1 pseudogene is annotated in these 2,941 nt (G+C 41.1%); it reads right to left on the bottom strand.

The window, feature by feature from the left end:
- Positions 1 to 83: 83 nt before the first annotated feature.
- Positions 84 to 2,941, bottom strand: a pseudogene (locus tag KDK14_RS11935) (hypothetical protein); the annotation flags it as partial.

Below are 2,941 nucleotides of genomic sequence, written 5' to 3'. Positions count from 1 at the left end.
TATGGCTGCAGCCCTTGGTAATCGGGAACATCGGATGGGATCACCAAACAGTTACAGTTTAACTTTCTGCATCGGTACTAACACTATGAAACCGAAAACTTTGCTGCGAAATTTTCATGCAAGTAGTCCTTATAGGTAGCAAAATTTTTCTCCGACTCCAGAAGTGTTGTAACTTTATACTTCAGATCATTACGAAAACCTTGAAGTTCATGTTGGTATTGAGCGGGGGAGAAGTTCACCAGACGGCTACCCGCCAGAGCTTTAACTTCCAAAGGACTCAATTTTTCCTCTTTTGCATCTATCAATTTCGTCAAAGCTAAATCATATGCACAGCGCAGCAATCTAATATGGCGCATTTTGGTCGCCGATGGAGAATGAATATCTTGACGAATATGCTTTTCCCCCGTGAGACTTTGCAACATAGATCCAGCCAACCAGGCAACAGGATCCTGCTCCCCCCTGGTATATGCGTTCGTTCTACTAAGAATGGTTAAAAACTCATGCTCTAAAGCACAAAGCTCACCATAAGGTGTTTCAATTGCCAGCATTTGCAGCATACGACCGGCCGCCTTGACTTCATCATCCTGTTCCAGACTCATCATAAAATCAGTAAGTTGCTTACTTTTAACAGGATCACCTTGCCTGCCATCTTTCAAATGTACAGTGAGGGCAGATTCTCTGGGCCCAAAGTTTGCTGCGTCTGCCGGCGTCAACTGGTATTTTGCAATGCCGGGCGTTGAGGCCAGCAGTGTTTCAGCCCATCCATTGTCATTTGATAACACATCTGTGTCCTGTACCCTTGTAGCAAAACCGTTGTTCAAAAAATGGCAAGCCATCCGCTTACTTTCATCATTGCCATTGAGCATTTTTTCTGCCAGCAATTTAGCCTCATTTATAACTGCTTTCAAATGCATTCGTTGGGTCTGTGTGAAATCAACCAGGCGGCGAGGATATAATGACAGAGACCTTAGAAAAGAAGATTTATGCGTATATCGCTGTTTGCCATCATCAGCAGGCCCATTGCAATAAATTATTTTTGCAAGATCGTTTAAGCATTCCATCCTCCTGGAATCTGATAGTTGAGCTTCTAAAACACCAGGCAGTTTATCGCAAAAACCTGCAGGATCTAAACCATCCCGATTACTGGCGCAGGTTTTTAATTTATCCAGAGGAGCCTTCAGGCTTTCTGAAAGCTTGCTTGTAAGTTGCTCGACTTTCCTGGTTTGAGTCTTTGTCTTCTCATCCAGTTCATTCTTTTCACGTTTAACCAAATTCAGATTATCCAGTGCGGCTTGACGATCCTTTTTTTCCTTGTCCAGCTCGGATTGGTATTTCGAATTAATCTCCTCTGCCTTTGTACGCCCCTCCTCTGCCTTTCTATATGCCTCATTAACAATGTCTGTCTGTTTCTCCGCCTCAATAACCCGTCCTTTCATCTCTGTTACTTCATCAGTCAGCACTTGGACTTTACGATTTGCTGCCTTAGATTCACTTATGTTTTGTTCTGCAATATGTTGAAGATGAATTTTTTGCTCCTGCAATTTTTTGATCTCCTCCTGTTTGGCCTGATTTTCCTTGTCAAATTCTTCCTTGAGATTATTCTGCTTTCGCTGCATATTTTGAATTAACTGCTTTATATGCTGTATTTCAGCATCTTTCTGCTCTAAATCCTGTACATGCAGACTTTGACTCCAAGTTAAATCTGCTTTTAGATTCTCAGCCTGCTTATTAATTATGTCCTGATTTTTTTTCTCCTCATCTCTTTGTTTGATTAGATGATTAACCTGCATCTCAAGACGATGAATCTGTTCTACATCTGACTGGTTATTACGATCAAACTCTTCAATTGACTTGTACCACATCGCATAATACTGAAGTTTGATCACACAAGAATTAATATCGGGGCGAGCAACGTCTGATTTCAAAACCATTTCAGTCAAGAAGTCTTTCAGACTATTGCAAAAATTTGAATAATTAGTTCCTCTAAGTTTAGGAAGGAATTTTGCCGGGTCTATTGCGACCACTTGGCCAGGTGTAAAAGTACCTGACTTGACAACTTCATACATGGAGGGATTTTCGGAAAATAGATTCAACAAAGTAATTCCAAGGGAGTAGACCATAGACTTTTCAGTGTATTTTTTTTGCCAGAACTGTTCAGGAGAAATAAAAAGCGGAGTCCCCATAGGATCTGTAATCTCAGCCGCAGTTGGAGCTACCAAATCTTGTACATGAGCATTGTCAATAAAATAGATTTCCTTCTTATCACGATCATAAAGCATGTTAGATGGTTTAAGGTCAATGTGAACTTTACCACCTGCCACAAAAGCCTGCGCTTGCTTCACCATGGCTAAAGCACATTCAAACCTCTCTTGCAACGGCCAGGATTCATCCTCAAAATATTTCATCAGACAACATCCAGGAAGACGCATCTGATCCAGAAATAAAAAGTTTTCATAACTTCCAGCACCTAATGTACCGCCCTGCTCTAAATGGAATTCTATTTCGCTCAGGCCATTATCAGAATTTTCCTGAACTTTCATGACTCTCTTATATTCATGCCCTTCAGGAACTCCCCACCATCCTTCTGCATTACGAACCAAATGGCTACTTTCATATACATCACCATATGTACCACTACCTAACATATCCTTTGTTCTAGTATGCACTTGGATAATAACAGGTTCCTCACCGTTTTTCTGGAAGCCAACCAAGGTATCAAAAGAATCACAAATCTTTACTTCACAACGCCAGGATCGAATTGAGCCATTATTACGGGCGCATGTAAACTGATCATATAATTCATTAGCCATGAGGTTTTCAGGAACACTCAGTTGTCGATCGAATACAATATCTTTATCATTTCGTGGCTCAGGAGGTGATGGGTATGCCCCAAGCCCTACTGGCTCCTTAGTAACAACACCAACAACAATAGAATTTGAAG

Origin of the sequence: Endozoicomonas sp. ONNA2 (assembly GCF_024606365.1) — a bacterium.
Taxonomy (GTDB): domain Bacteria; phylum Pseudomonadota; class Gammaproteobacteria; order Pseudomonadales; family Endozoicomonadaceae; genus Endozoicomonas.
This window is presented reverse-complemented; position numbering and strand designations above follow the sequence as displayed.